Below are 13471 nucleotides of genomic sequence, written 5' to 3' on the forward strand. Positions count from 1 at the left end.
CCAGCGAAGAAGAGACCACATGAAGATCCTCACCGTCTACGCCCACCCCGCTGACACGATCACGAACTGCGGGGGAACGCTGGCCCGTCACGCCGATGCGGGAGACGACATCACGGCGCTCATCGTGACGCACGGCGGCCGCATCCACGCCAACCGCTACGCGGAGGAGTGGCGCAAGAACGCTCCCGACGAAGCGATCGCCGCGGCGGGTGTGGACGAGATCATCGGCCACAAGAAGGGTGAGCTCGAGCGCGCGGCCGAGATCGTCGGCATCCGCAAGCTGATCACCCTCGACCACGACGACAACCTCGCGGCCGTGCGCGAAGACGCCGTCGATCAGATCGCCGAGACGATCGCCCTGGAGGCGCCCGACGTCATCCTGTGCGACTACCCGAAGAACCCGGTGTTCGCCACCGACACGCACACGGTGATCAGCACCATGGCACTGGCGGCGGTCGCACGCGCGGGCATGTTCCTGAAGAATCTCGACGGCCGCTCCGAGACCTGGGTCAAGCAGATCTTCATGACCTCGCTGCAGGCGACGGGCAACGACGCGCTGAGCTACTACGGCCTGCGCAACGACTACTTCGTCGACATCACGCCGGTGGTGGACCGCAAGATCGCCGCGATGGACTGCTTCGACAGCCAGGGCTACTCCGGGCTCTTCGCCCGCAAGCTCATCGAAGCGAACAACGGCGAGTTCGGCCGCGCCGCGGGCGTCAATTTCGCCGAGGCCTTCGTGCGGCTCAACAGCGAGACCCACCCGCTGCTCACCGTCACCGACGCAGCGCGCGAAGCCGACCCGCTCACGCGCCACGTGACGTACTCGCAGATTGATCTGCGTGCGCAGTTCCCGATGCGCGTGGGCGAATGAGATGACGTTCCGGATGCCGCGTCCCACCCGCGCCGTGATGGTCGAGTGCGCGTGCCTCAGCCTGGACTGATCGGCGGCCCTCGATGATGACCCCGACCACGACGCGGTACCCGCCGCTCACGATCACCGGAGCGGTGCTCGAGGACGTCGGGCGCGCCCGGCCGTTCGCCGCATCGCGTCCGATCACGGTGAGCGAACTGACCCTCACTCCGCCGGGTCGGGGCGAGATCCTGGTGCGCATCGAAGCGGCCGGCATCTGCCACTCCGACCTGTCCGTCGTAGACGGGAACCGCGTCCGGCCGACCCCGATGCTGCTCGGACACGAGGCGGCAGGGATCGTGGACCGCCTCGGCGACGGAGTCGCCGACCTCGAGGTCGGCGACCGGGTGGTGCTCACCTTCCTTCCCCACTGCGGCGACTGCGACGGATGCCGATCCCACGGTCGCCTTCCGTGCCGACGCGGATCCGAGGCCAACGGCGAGGGCATGCTCCTGGGCGGGGAGCGGCGATTGCGCCGCGATGGCGCGCCGATCCATCACCATCTCGGTGTCTCGGGCTTCGCGACTCACGCCGTTGTGCACCGCAGTTCGGCGGTGCGAGTCTCTCCCGATGTGCCGGCCGAGGTCGCGGCCCTGCTCGGCTGCGCGGTGCTCACAGGCGGCGGAGCGGTCCTGAACGCCGGTCGTCCCGCCCCGGGGGAGCCTGTCATGGTCGTCGGGCTCGGTGGGGTGGGCCTGGCAGCAGTGCTCGTCGCGGCGGGCGCGGGGCATCCCGTCATCGCCGTCGACGCGCTGGGGTCGAAGCTCGCCATCGCGCGCGAACTCGGCGCCGAACTCGCCCTCACTCCTGCCGATCTCGAGAGCAGCGGAGTCCGGGCACCCGTCGTCGTGGAGGCAGCGGGCCATCCGCGCGCCTTCGAGACGGCGTTCGCGGCGACCGCACCCGGCGGCACGACAGTCACCGTCGGGCTTCCTCCTCCATCCGCGCGGTCCGAGCTGTCTCCACTCACCATCACGGCGGAGGCGCGCCAGATCGTCGGCAGCTACCTCGGCTCGTCGGTACCCTCCCGCGACATCCCCCGCTACGAGGAGTTGTGGAGAGCGGGCCAACTTCCCGTCGAGCGGCTCATCTCGGGCCGCATCGGATTCGACGATCTCAACGACGCGATGGATGCCCTCGCCGAAGGCCGGGCCATCCGCCAGATCCTTCTTCCCGACCGCTCGCACACCCGTGGCGAGCCGGCGAGGAGCGCCGTCCGTCGGACGACCTCGGCCGGTACTGACCCAGACCACTGATCGAACAGGTGAACAGGAACAGGAGCTGGAGATGAAACCCCAAACCCCGCGTGCATTCCGGCGACGGGCCGTCGCGGTCGTCGCCACGATCGGCCTCGCGCTCGCCGTCCTCCCGGCCACGGTCGCGTCCGCAGCGCCCGCAGACGCAACCGTGCGCACATTCGACGCTGAGCCTGTCGGCACGGCACCGGCTGAGTGCACGAGCGTCGGCGACGTCACCGTCGCCCAGGCAGCCTTCGGCGGAGCGGCCGACTCGAACCGGGCCATGCGCCTCAACGACCAGACGGCGGCGGCACAGACACGCACGCAGTGCGCGTACCCTCTGTCGACCGAGCGCTCCGTGGCGTTCCGGCTCTCACCGGCTCAGCTGTCGAACAGCATGATCGTCGCCCTGATGGGCGGCCCCGGCGACAACGGCAATGGGGTGTGGCGATTCGTCTTCGCCCAGGACGGACCTGACCTACGGGTGCAGGCCTACAACGGCTCCGGGTGGGCGACCATCGCGTCCGTTCCCGGTGGCGCCACACTCGGTGCGTGGCAGGACGTGACCATCAACGCGACCCTCGAGCGCGCGGAACTCATCGTGAACGGGATGCGCTTCCAGACCACCGTCCGTGTCGCGGCATCCACTGCGATGGGGAACGTGTACTTCGCCTCCGCCGGCACCGCCGCAACCGGGATCGACTTCTACGTGGACGACCTCGCAGTCGCCGGTGCTCTGCCCGAAGACGCGTTCGCGGGCGTGCCGATCGAACCCCTGTTCGCCGGGGCCGTGAAGGGAGTCGAGGTCGTCGACGCCCCGATCGCACGGTTCCGCATCGCGGAAGGAGGAGACCCCAGCGGCTATTCGGTTGTGAGCACGTTCATCGGCGAGCAGCTCCCGGTGTCGCTCAGCGGCGCCGACGGCGACGGATGGGTGACGGCATCCATCACCCACATCTTCCCCGAGGCACTGAGCGGAACACTGCGCACAGTCGTCACCGACGCCGCGGGCATCGAATCGGTGGCGGAGCAGTTCATCACCATCAACGCCTATCGGCACGTGACCGTCGCGACGGCGCCGCAGGGCGTGCAGATCCGGTTCCCCGACGTGATCAAGCTCGACGACGGCCGACTGCTCGTCGCCTACTACGAGGCGAGCGGGCACACCGCCCCGAGCGGCAACATCAAGGTCACCACCTCGAGCGACGACGGTGAGACATGGACGGATTCCGCTATGGCGGTCGATGTGCCCCACGACGCACGCGACCCGAAGCTCGTGCAACTGACCGATGGCACGATCCTGCTCACCTACTTCGACTACAACTGGGCGGGCCCGACCGCGGTGCAGCCGTTCCTCGTCCGGTCGACCGACGGCGGGGAGACCTGGTCGGACCCGATCTTCGTGTCCAACGACCTCAGCAGCTCGACCAGTAGGGCCGAGGGGTGGGCTGCCAGCCACGGACCGATCGTCCAGCTCTCGAACGGTGACCTGCTCGCGCCGCTCTACGGCGCACCCGACATGACAACTCCGGAGCATTCGTCCGTCGTGCGCAGCACCGACGGCGGCCTCACGTGGGATCCGGAGACGATCACCGTGGCCGCGGACCCGGTGATCAAGTTCCAGGAACCGAACCTCACACCGCTGCCCTCGGGCGAGATCGTCGCGCTGAGCCGCTCGACCTCGTCGCCGATCCGGGCCTACTTGAGTCGGTCCTTCGATGACGGCCGCACCTGGTCGGATCCGGTCGCCACCGACCTGCCCGCCCAGTCGCACCACCAGCTGTACACGCAAGCGGGGCAAGTGCTGCTTACCTACGGCAACCCGGAGCTCGCGGGGCGTCCGACGCAGGGCGTGCTGATCGAGGACCCGGCGATGGACTGGGATGGGTACGCTGCGAACGCGGTGCCGATCTACGACGCCGGCAACGGCGATCAGGGCAACCCGTCCAGCGTCGAGATCGCGCCGGGTGAGTTCATAACCCTCGGCTACAACGTAACGGCGCGCACGCTCACCGCGGTCTTCACGACGGCGGCTGATTACCGGCCGGCGGACGGGGCCGATGCCGCCCCGGCCGCGGGGAAGCTCTCATCGAACGAGGGCTGGAACACGGGCCTTCATGACGGGAACTTCGAGGTATCGATGAACCTCTGGTGGGGCGAGAACGCGAGCATCTTCCGTCTCTACCGGGAAGGCGATCTCGTCGCGGTACAGGAGCTCGACCTCGACTCCCCCCACGCGCAGCACACCGTCGTGAAGATCGAGGGCCTGCCGAACGGTGAGTACGAGTTCACCGGCGAGCTCATCAACTCGAGGGGATCCTCGAAGCTCGCTCCGTTGAGGATCGAGGTCACCGACGCCGCCCCCGCCCGCCCCGTGCTCAGCGCGCCGAACAAGGACGGCGACGGCACCTATACGGTCAGCGCGAATCTCTGGTGGGGCACCAACGCGACATCGTACGTCTTCCGCGAGAACGGGGTGGATGTCGCATCCGGCGACCTCACGGCGGCGACCCCGTCGGCGCAGGTCGCAACCCTCGAGGTCACCGGCAAGCAGCCCGGAGCCAATGTGTACACAGTCGAGTTCCGCAACGCGGCCGGAACGACCGAGAGCCAACCGCTCACGGTGACCGTCACCCGCTGACGGACGCACCCCGAGACGACGGACCCGACAGTACTCCCGTCGAGCCCACCACCCCACCGCAGAGAACGGACGCGCATGGTTGAACCTGGCCGGGCGGCTCGCCCAGCCTCGCGACTCATCGTCGGGGCGGCCCAGTTAGGCCAGCCATACGGCCGTCGCCGCAAGCCCGCCCCGACCGATGACGAGACGCGGGCTGTACTCGACCTTGCCGCCCGCCTGGGTTGCGCGGCCGTCGACACGGCGCGAGCCTACGGCGCCAGCGAGGCCGTGATCGGACGGGCGCGAGCAGCGGGAGTGGCGACGGAGCTTCCCCTCGTGACGAAGGCCCTGCCCCTGACCGACCTCGATGACGCGCGAGGCGTCGAGGCCGCGGTTCGCGCGAGTCTGGCAGCCTCGCTGACGCACCTGCACGCCGAGCGCGTCGACACGGTGCTGCTGCACCGCGCCGTCGACCTGTCCCGTGCAGAAGGGGCGGCCGTCCGCGCCCTTCGATCGGCACGCGACGACGGCCTGCTCACCACGTGGGGCGTCTCGGTCTCCGAACCCGCTGAACTCGTCGCGGCCCTTGCCGTCACGGACCTCGGCGCGGTGCAGCTTCCGTTCAACCTGCTCGACAGACGCTGGTTGCGTGCTGACGTCGAGGCTGCGCTCGCGGCCCGCCCGGACGTCACGATCGTCGCGCGATCGGTGTTCCTGCAGGGCTTGCTGCTGCATCCGGAGCCGTCGCTGTGGCCGAGCGGCGCCGAGCCGAGCGCGAGAGCAGCGGCCTCCGGCATCGCAGGGCTCACCACCGAGACAGGCCGGACACCCGCTGGCCTCTGCATCGGTTATGCGCTCGCCCAGCCGTGGATCGACGCCGTCGTCATCGGCGTCCGCTCGGCAGCGCAGCTGGATGGCGTGGCGGACGAGGTCGCACGCGGCCCGCTTGCGCGGGAGGAGTGCGAGGCGGTGGCGGGCGTCCTGCCCGCAGGCACACTCAACCTGGTCAACCCGGCCCTGTGGCCGACGTACGAAGTGGAGCACGTATGATCAACGCCCATCGTTTCGACCTCACCGGTCAGGTGGCGTGGGTGGCCGGCGGCGCCGGTCTGCTCGGCAGCGAAGTGGCGCGGGCACTCGCCGAGCACGGGGCGCACGTCGTCGTCGCCGATCGACGACTCGGCGAGGCGCAGCGGATCGCCGACGAACTGACAGTGGACGGCCTGCTCGCCGAGGCCCTCGAACTCGACGTCGCGGACGCGGACGCGCCTGACCGGCAGGCGGCAGACATCGTCGAGCGGCATGGCAGGCTCGACATCGCGGTCAATCTGTGTGCCACGCACTCCGGGCTGACCTACGACGAACTGGACGCCCCCGGCTTGGCCGCCGGGGTGGCGGTCACTCTGCAGGGAGCCTTCTGGTTCGGTCGCGCGGCAGAGCGGGCGATGCTCTCGCAACCGGGCGGCAGCGGTGGCCGTATCGTCCAGTTCGGATCGATGTACGGCGTCGTGAGCCCCGACCCGGCGAACTATCCCGCCGGCATCCCCATCAATCCGGTGGAGTATGGCATGGCGAAGGCGGGCGTCGGCCAGCTGGTGCGTTATCAGGCGGTACGGCTCGCCGAGCACGGGATCACCGTCAACGCCGTCATCCCGGGTCCGTTTCCCAACCCCGCCGGCCAGGGTTCCCAGACGACTTTCGTAGAGAACCTCGCGTCGCGGGTTCCGCTGGGCCGGGTGGGGCGCGCGGGCGAGATCTCCGGTGCCGTCGTCTTCCTGGCCTCGCCGTCGGCGAGCTTCGTCACCGGCACGCAGCTCGTCGTCGACGGCGGCTGGACGGCCTGGTAGCGCCGAGCCGAACCGAGACGGATGCCGGGCTCGCGCCCATCGTCGATGGGCCGAATGCTGTGGTGCCACCGGGACCCGGGGGCACCACAGCGACGGCCGGGCGACATCGACGTGACAGAGTGAAGGCATGGCTCTTCACCTCGCCGTGAATTTTCCCGCGCCCATCCCGGTCGGCCATCGGGTCGAGATCACGCGCTTCGCCGATCCGCGCCCGGAGAACAAGCGGCACAAGGACGCGCGTTTCGAGCCGTTCACTTATCCCGCCCTGCTCGATCTCGACACCGGCATCCGGTATCTCAATCACGCCCACGTGTCGCGAGGTGGAAATGGCGGTCTGCCGTTCTTCGCGAACCCCTACCCCTTCGAGCCGCTGCCCGATCTGGCGGTCGACAGCGTGACACGCGGACGGGTGACGGCCTGCACGCTCGTCATGGTCGAGGGCTTGAACGGTCAGCACACGATGCTCGCGATCGCGCCCGAGTTGGACTGAGCCGGAGCCGGTCGGCTCACCCGGAGTTCGACGCGTCGTCGATCACCCGGGTGGACGAATCTCCCCTCGCCCTATCCGAAGTCCCCCGGCGCCATGTCGGTGAAGCGGGAGAAGTGGCCCTGGAAGGCGACCGTGATCGTGTCGGTCGGGCCGTTACGGTGCTTGGCGACGATGAGATCCGCCTCGCCGGCGCGGGGGCTCTCCTTCTCGTAGGCGGCTTCGCGGTGCAGGAGCACCACCATGTCGGCGTCCTGCTCGATCGAGCCGGACTCACGCAGGTCGGACAGGGCCGGCTTCTTGTCGGCGCGCTGCTCGGGACCACGGTTCAGCTGCGACAGTGCGATGACCGGACACTGCAACTCCTTGGCCAGAAGCTTGAGCGCCCGCGAGAACTCCGAGACCTCCTGCTGACGCGACTCGACGCGCTTGCCCGACGTCATCAGCTGCAGATAGTCGATGACCACCATCTTCAGTCCGGCTTTCTGCTTGAGCCGGCGGCACTTCGCCCGGATCTCGACGAGCGTCATGTTGGGGCTGTCGTCGATGTAGAGAGGCGCGTCGTTGATGCGTCCGCGGGTCGCGGCGATCGTCGTCCAGTCGCGAGAGTCGAGCGTGCCCTTGCGCATCGACTGCAGCGGCACCGCACCCTCGGCGCTCATCAGGCGCATCGCGATCTCGCTGCGCCCCATCTCGAGCGAGAAGAAGATGGTCGGCATGTCGTGCTTGATCGCCGCCGCACGGGCGAAGTCGAGGGCGAGCGTCGACTTACCCATCGCGGGACGCGCCGCGATGATGATCATCTGCCCGGGGTGCAGGCCGTTGGTCAGCTGGTCGAGACCCGCGAAGCCGGTGGGGATGCCGGTCATCTGACCGTCGCGACCGCGAGCCGCCTCGATCTCTTCCACCGCCGCATCCACCGCGATCGTCAGCGGCACGTAGTCCTCGGCCGCCTCGGTGCCGGTCACCGAGTAGATCTCGGCCTGCGCGTTGTTGACGAGATCGAGCGCTTCGCCCTGGCCCGAGTAGCCCATCTGCACGATCTTGGTGCCGGCCTCGACGAGGCGGCGCAGCAGCGCGCGCTCGGACACGATGGACGCGTAGTAGCCGGCGTTCGCCGCCGTCGGCACGATCGACGTGAGGGTGTGCAGATAGTCGGCGCCCCCGGCGCGTTGCAGCTCGCCGGTCTTGATGAGCTCGTCGGTGACGGCGACCACGTCCGTCGGCTCACCGTGCGAGTAGAGGGTGAGGATGGCCTCGAAGATCAGCTCGTGCTTCGGGATGTAGAAGTCGGTGCCTCGGAGCGTCTCGATCACGTCGGCGACGGCATCCTTGGACAGCATCATCCCGCCGAGGGCGCTCTGCTCGGCGAGCAGGTCGTGTGGGGGAGTGCGCTCGTATTCGCGCGGGCCGCCCATGCGCTCTTCGGAGATGTCAGCGATCGACATAGGGTGCGAGTCCTCCTGATCGGTCGTTCACATCATCCGGGCATGGTCCGACATCGCCCGGCCGAATGGGGCGATACCACGGGCAGACGCGAGCGACTCACCGCCGTGGCGCACGATGTCGAAGAGGAGCGGCGCTGGTCACGCACCCGCGGACGCCCTTCCCGAGTGGGCCGCACCCCACGCTAAGGACAGCCTCGCAGACACGCAACACAGCCTGTGGATAACTATGTGGAGAGTCTGCAAGAAACGCCGACAGACCTGTGAACAACCGCTGTGGACAAACTCCTCCATTTCGTAGGGAGGGGTCAAATATCACGCCCCTGACCTGCGCTTTCCAGTTCCACAGCCTGTGGAGGAAGATGTGGTTGAAGTGCCGCTTGAAGGTTGTGCGCCGACGACCCGCCTGTGTACAAAGTTCGGGCGATTCAGCGCCAATACGCGCATGTCATCGCACAACGAGGCCGCGACCCGCGACAACCCGCGAGAATGCTGGACACGCAGCGCTCGGAGGCGTACTCTCTGAGATCCAGGCACCCTCACGCACGTTCCGCCCGGAGCGTGTGGCGTTGATCGTCGTGGGAGGTGAACGTGGAGATCGCAACCTCGAGGCAGCTGCCCAAGGTCGTGCGAGTGGCCCTGATCGGGGTCGCTGCCACGTTCGCCTGGATCGTTCTCTCATTCGTGCTCGGCCTCGGCGCCTCGAACGCGAACGCAGCGGAGTCCGACGACGGCCTGCTCGGGGGTGCTCTCGGTGCTGTGACATCGCTGGTCGATCAGACCGCGTCGACCGTCACCGGCACCGTCTCCGGCGTGACGTCCGGAGTCACCGGCGTGGTGAACAGCGTCGTCGACGTGGCGCCCGCTCCCGTGCAGCAGCCGGTGAGCCAGGTCGTCCAGTCGGTGGGCGCCGTCGTCACCGCGGTCACCCAGCCAGTCTCGGACGTCGTCGCCGGCGGCGTCGTCAGCGGCATCACGCAGCCCGTGGTCGATGTCGTCACCCAGGTTCCCGTCGTCGGCGGGATCGTCTCGGGCATCGGACTCGACGATGCTGTCACCGATCTGAGCGAGACCGTCGACGACACTCTCGGCGGCGTCGTCGACGCGGTCGACGAGACCGGCGCCACGGTGGGTCAGCCCCCGGTCGGCGCCCCGGGCGCCCCGGGCACGCCGGGGCTTCCCGGCATCCCGGATCTCCCGCTTGTCCCGGCTCTGCCCGGGCAGACCGACGCCGGTCAGATCCTCGCGGCCGACGCGCTCACCCAGACGGTGGCGGATGCCGCGGCCGTGACCTACGCGAAGCCGAGATCCCTCTCGGCGGCGTGGTCTTCCGATGGCGACCCAGCCGTCGTCCACAGCTCGGTCGCCCCTTCGGCGACCCTGCCCGGCACCTCTGGTGTGCCCGGCAACGGGGCAGGACTCTGCCTCGCCTCTTCTTCCGCGGGACCCGGTGGTGCGGGTCCCGGCGCCTGGGCGATCTCGGCCCTCGGACCCCTCGATGCAGACCGTGCCTGGACGCATCGAGCCGGCCCCGAGGACGATGACGCCCCGCCGGCGCCTGTCGGTTCCACCGACGTCTCCCCTGACTGATCGGCTCACCGCCGCCTTCCTCGCCTCTGCGAGCATCGGCGGCTGAGCGTCGGCGCGTCCTCACGCGCTGTCTTCCGATCAATCCATTAAGGGGAACATCATGCGCACTTTCATCAAGCGCGCCCTCTGGGGCACGCTTCTCGCCGGCGGCATCACGCTGCTCGGCGCGACGGTCGCCAACGCGGCCGAACCACCAACCGATCCCGACCTTCTCTCGTCCGTCGTCGCCGACGACGGACTCGTCGACTCGCTCGTCGGCGACAGCATCGTCGAGCCGATCCTGGGCGACGACGGGGCAGTGGCTCCCGTGACGGACGCCGTCGCCGAGGTCGTGGACGAAGTCACGAACACCACCGCCGGCACCACCGTCGTGGACGCACTCGTGGGCGACGACAGCGCTCTCAACGACGTCGTCGGGGACGGTGCGCTCGTCGAGGGCGGCACCGTCGGAAACGTCGCATCGAACGTCGATGCGGTCGTGAACGATGTCGCCGCCGGCGACCTCGACGCGGCCGTCACCGACCTCGGCACCACCGTCGAGGACCTGGGTGCCGACCTCGGTGAGACGGTCACCGACGCCGCGGCCAACACCGACGACCAGGTGATCGACGGCATCGTCGACGACCTGCTCACCGACACCGTGGACCTCCTCGACGGAGTCCAGAACGGTGGCGACGCAGGCGGGGACCTGAGCGATCTGGTCCAGAACCTCGGCGACAACACCGCCGACGCGACGGACACCACCGGCCTCGCCCAGGACGCACTCGAGACCACTCTCGAGGGCGGCCCGACGTCGACGCCGGCCACGCCGGTCGATGACGCGGACGGCCTGCTGACCGGCCTGACCGAAGACAACGGCCTCCTGGACGGGCTCGCCGGTGACAGCGTCCTCGACCCGATCCTGGGCAACGACGGCACGGTCGCGCCTGTCACCGACCCGGTCGGCGACCTGCTGGACGGCGTAACCGGAACGACCGGTGGCAGCGTCATCCTGGATGGCCTGCTCGGTGAAGACTCCGGTCTGAACGACGTCGTGGGCGACGGCATCCTCGTCGAAGGCGGACTCGTCGGAAACCTCGTCGACAACGGCGACAACACGATCGACGACCTGCTCGACGGAGACATCGACAACGTGATCGAGGACCTCGGCACCACGGTGTCGGACCTCGGCTCCGACCTCGGCACGACGATCACCAACGCGACGGAGAACACCGCCGACCAGGTGATCGACGGTCTCGTGAACGACGGGCTCAATGACGCGGGCACGATCGTCGACGAGCTGCTCAACGGCGGCGACGTGATCGGTGCGGTCTCGGACACGGTGCAGAACGCGGCGGACAACGTCGCCGATGCGACCGACAACACCGGCCTCGTCGATGACCTGCTCACCGACCTGCTCGGCGACACCGACCCGACCGATCCCACGGACCCCACGGACCCGACCGATCCGACCGATCCCACGGACCCGACCGATCCGACCGATCCCACGGACCCGACCGATCCGACCGATCCCACGGACCCGACCGATCCCACGGACCCGACGGACCCCACGGACCCGACGGACCCGGGCACTCCGAGCAACCCCGGTGACGGCGGCAACAACACCGTCACGGGATCGAGCTCGGCGGCCGGTGACGCCTCTGGACTCGCCACGACAGGAGGAGCGGGCGCGCTTCCCGCGCTGCTGATGGGGCTGCTGCTCCTGATGGCAGGCGTGATCGCGCGCGTGTCGCGGCGCCGCTCCGCGTAAAGGGCGTGGGGCACCTCGCGTTCCCCGAACGCCCCGCGCCCCCACCCGCGTGAGCACGCGGGAGGGCCGTTCCCCAGCCGGCCCTCCCGCACCTCTCTCTTCCGGATCGCAGCTACCCACCATGCCTGGATCGGGCCGCTGCGATCCGGATCAACAGACGACGGATGCCGCGAACCGGGGGGCTCGCGGCATCCGTTCTGTTTAAACGACGGATGCCGCAGACTCAGTGCTCAGAAGCACCGGTCCGCGGCATCCGTTCTGCTGTTCGCGCCTTACTTGGCGGCGACCACCTGCAGGGTGATCACGGCGGTGAGGTCGTCGCGCAGACGGATCGTCGCCTCGTGCTCTCCCACCGACTTGATCGGAGAGGTGATGTGGATCTTGCGCTTGTCGAGGTCGCCCAGGCCCGCGGCCTTGACGGCGTCGGCCACGTCGGTGGTCTTCACCGAACCGAAGAGGCGACCCTCTGCACCCGCCTTGACGGCGAGGCGGACCTTGTTGGACTCGAGGGCGTCCTTGAGAGCGACGGCCTCTTCGTGGTCGTGGATCGCACGCGACTCGCGGGCGGCGCGGATCGACGCCACCTGCTTCTCGCCACCGCGGGTCCACGCAACAGCGAAGCCCTGGGGGATGAGGTAGTTGCGGGCGTACCCGTTCTTGACCTCGACAACGTCACCGGCGCCACCGAGCCCGGCGACCTCGTTCGTGAGAATGAGCTTTGCCATGTCGGTACTCCTTAGCGGCCAGCGCCGGCGTAAGGCAGGAGCGCCATTTCGCGCGCGTTCTTGATCGCGCGGGCGATCAGACGCTGCTCCTGCACCGAGACACCGGTGATACGACGGGCGCGGATCTTGCCGCGCTCCGAGATGAACTTGCGAAGAGTTGCGACGTCCTTGTAGTCGATGACGCCGACACGGATCGCCTTCGCGGGGGCGGCGTTCTTCGCGCCCTTCCGCGGCTTCCGGCGGTCGCCGGTTGCCTTTCCAGCCATGGGTTTTCCTTACGTTTCCTTGATCGGATGCCGAAGCCTCGGCATCCGGAATCTGCTTCTGAGATCAGCCCTTAGAAGGGTGTGTCGTCGCCGTAGGCGCCCGGGGCAGCCCACGCGTCGGCGTTGCCGCCGGCGTTGGCCGAACCGGGGGTCGACCACGGCTCGTCGGCGACCTGCGCGGGACGCGACTGTCCGCCGCCCCCACCGCCACCGCCCCCACCGCCACCGGCTGCGCGGGTGACCTGAGCGGTCGCGTAGCGCAGCGACGGGCCGATCTCGTCGACCTCGAGCTCGATCGCGGTGCGGTTGTTGCCCTCGCGATCCTGGTAGCTGCGCTGCTTGAGGCGGCCGGTCGCGATGACCCGCATGCCCTTGGTCAGCGAACCGGCCACGTGCTCGGCGAACTCGCGCCACACGCTCGCGCGGAGGAACAGCGCTTCGCCGTCCTTCCACTCGTTGGCCTGGCGGTCGAAGTTGCGCGGCGTCGACGCGATCGTGAAGTTCGCGACGGGGAGGCCGTTCTGCGTGTATCGCAGTTCGGGATCAGCCGTGAGGTTTCCCACGACGGTGATGATCGTCTCGCCGGCCAT

The 13471-nt window shown here is 68.8% G+C and carries 12 protein-coding genes; 8 read left to right on the forward strand and 4 right to left on the reverse strand.

The window, feature by feature from the left end:
* The first annotated feature begins 19 nt into the window (after nucleotides 1-19).
* The 6 genes from ACLKM7_RS06265 to ACLKM7_RS06290 all read left to right on the forward strand — a co-directional run bounded on the left by ACLKM7_RS06265 (nucleotide 20) and on the right by ACLKM7_RS06290 (nucleotide 7108).
* The gene (locus ACLKM7_RS06265) at nucleotides 20-874 is read left to right on the forward strand and encodes a PIG-L deacetylase family protein (protein WP_436446297.1); all 855 of its coding nucleotides are present in this window, start codon (nucleotides 20-22) and stop codon (nucleotides 872-874) included.
* An 83-nt stretch (nucleotides 875-957) separates the two neighbouring features.
* Entirely contained in the window at nucleotides 958-2169 is a 1212-nt protein-coding gene (locus ACLKM7_RS06270) for an alcohol dehydrogenase catalytic domain-containing protein (RefSeq protein ID WP_436446298.1), read from the forward strand.
* Between the two features lie 31 nt (nucleotides 2170-2200).
* The gene (locus tag ACLKM7_RS06275; RefSeq protein ID WP_436446299.1) at nucleotides 2201-4792 is read left to right on the forward strand and encodes an exo-alpha-sialidase; all 2592 of its coding nucleotides are present in this window, start codon (nucleotides 2201-2203) and stop codon (nucleotides 4790-4792) included.
* A gap of 75 nt (nucleotides 4793-4867) precedes the next feature.
* Nucleotides 4868-5821 carry an aldo/keto reductase gene (locus ACLKM7_RS06280; protein WP_436446300.1) on the forward strand — a complete coding sequence of 318 codons (954 nt, stop codon included), beginning with the start codon at nucleotides 4868-4870 and terminating at the stop codon, nucleotides 5819-5821.
* Nucleotides 5818-6618, forward strand: a complete 801-nt coding sequence (locus ACLKM7_RS06285) for an SDR family NAD(P)-dependent oxidoreductase (RefSeq protein ID WP_436446301.1) — start codon at nucleotides 5818-5820, stop codon at nucleotides 6616-6618. Before ACLKM7_RS06280 ends, ACLKM7_RS06285 begins: the two co-directional genes overlap by 4 nt.
* Before the next feature lie 127 nt (nucleotides 6619-6745).
* Entirely contained in the window at nucleotides 6746-7108 is a 363-nt protein-coding gene (locus ACLKM7_RS06290) for a hypothetical protein (RefSeq protein WP_436446302.1), read from the forward strand.
* 71 nt (nucleotides 7109-7179) lie between these two features.
* Here the strand turns inward: ACLKM7_RS06290 and dnaB are convergent, their stop codons facing one another.
* The gene (dnaB, locus tag ACLKM7_RS06295; RefSeq protein ID WP_436446303.1) at nucleotides 7180-8553 is read right to left on the reverse strand and encodes a replicative DNA helicase; all 1374 of its coding nucleotides are present in this window, start codon (nucleotides 8551-8553) and stop codon (nucleotides 7180-7182) included.
* Between the two features lie 588 nt (nucleotides 8554-9141).
* Between dnaB and ACLKM7_RS06300 the strand changes: the two genes are divergently transcribed.
* Both ACLKM7_RS06300 and ACLKM7_RS06305 read left to right on the forward strand, forming a co-directional pair.
* Nucleotides 9142-10140 carry a hypothetical protein gene (locus ACLKM7_RS06300; protein ID WP_436446304.1) on the forward strand — a complete coding sequence of 333 codons (999 nt, stop codon included), beginning with the start codon at nucleotides 9142-9144 and terminating at the stop codon, nucleotides 10138-10140.
* A gap of 100 nt (nucleotides 10141-10240) precedes the next feature.
* Nucleotides 10241-11890 carry a beta strand repeat-containing protein gene (locus ACLKM7_RS06305; RefSeq protein ID WP_436446305.1) on the forward strand — a complete coding sequence of 550 codons (1650 nt, stop codon included), beginning with the start codon at nucleotides 10241-10243 and terminating at the stop codon, nucleotides 11888-11890.
* A 272-nt stretch (nucleotides 11891-12162) separates the two neighbouring features.
* On the opposite strand, the gene rplI is transcribed toward ACLKM7_RS06305, so the two are convergent.
* From rplI to ACLKM7_RS06320, 3 genes are all read right to left on the reverse strand, one after another.
* Nucleotides 12163-12615 carry a 50S ribosomal protein L9 gene (gene rplI, locus ACLKM7_RS06310; RefSeq protein ID WP_436446306.1) on the reverse strand — a complete coding sequence of 151 codons (453 nt, stop codon included), beginning with the start codon at nucleotides 12613-12615 and terminating at the stop codon, nucleotides 12163-12165.
* An 11-nt stretch (nucleotides 12616-12626) separates the two neighbouring features.
* A complete protein-coding gene (rpsR, locus tag ACLKM7_RS06315; RefSeq protein ID WP_013584646.1) occupies nucleotides 12627-12881 on the reverse strand; it encodes a 30S ribosomal protein S18 in 255 nt (84 codons plus the stop codon).
* Nucleotides 12882-12952: 71 nt separating this feature from the next.
* Nucleotides 12953-13471, reverse strand: coding sequence for a single-stranded DNA-binding protein (locus ACLKM7_RS06320; RefSeq protein ID WP_436446307.1), 519 nt, complete (start codon nucleotides 13469-13471; stop codon nucleotides 12953-12955).

Origin of the sequence: Microbacterium sp. I2 (assembly GCF_051364985.1) — a bacterium.
GTDB lineage: Bacteria > Actinomycetota > Actinomycetes > Actinomycetales > Microbacteriaceae > Microbacterium.